This is a genomic window from Citrobacter sp. VF227 (genome assembly GCF_052950715.1).
The window spans coordinates 1-433 of sequence record NZ_JBRFVF010000635.1 but is presented as its reverse complement, the minus strand read 5'-3'; the positions used below and the strand labels follow the sequence as shown (position 1 = coordinate 433).

At 50.8% G+C, this 433-nt stretch carries 1 protein-coding gene; it reads right to left on the bottom strand.

What is annotated here, in order from left to right; all coding sequences use genetic code 11:
- Positions 1 to 427 (bottom strand): NAD(P)-binding domain-containing protein (locus ACU8YC_RS28295; protein WP_446896435.1); only part of this gene is annotated, 427 nt, incomplete at its 3' end.
- Positions 428 to 433 lie beyond the last annotated feature (6 nt).

Genomic DNA, 433 nt, shown 5'->3' with positions numbered 1-433 from the left:
CGCCAGCTTCCACCAGCTCATTCCCCATAGACATCAGCACAAGGCGAGCACGTTCAACCTGTTCAGGCGTTCCGCCAGAAAGAATCAGCAGCGTGCCGTCAATCGTGTTAAATGACGTCCTGCCCACGGGGGCATCCATCATGCTGATGACTTTCTCTTTCATCTCATGGATCAATGCATCGGTCTGCAATGGATGAGTCGTGGACATGTCAATAACCAATGCATTGGGAGACAGGCCTTCGCTTACGCCATCTGTACCCAGCAGAACTTGCCGAACGATGTCGCCATTTGGCAGCATAGTGATAATGAATTCGGCATCGTTAGCGGCTGCGGCAGGTGTTTGAGTAGCAGTCGCACCTTTTTGTACTATTTCATTGACTGCCTGTTGGTTTACGTCGAACACACGCAAAGCATGTCCCTTTTGCAACGGATA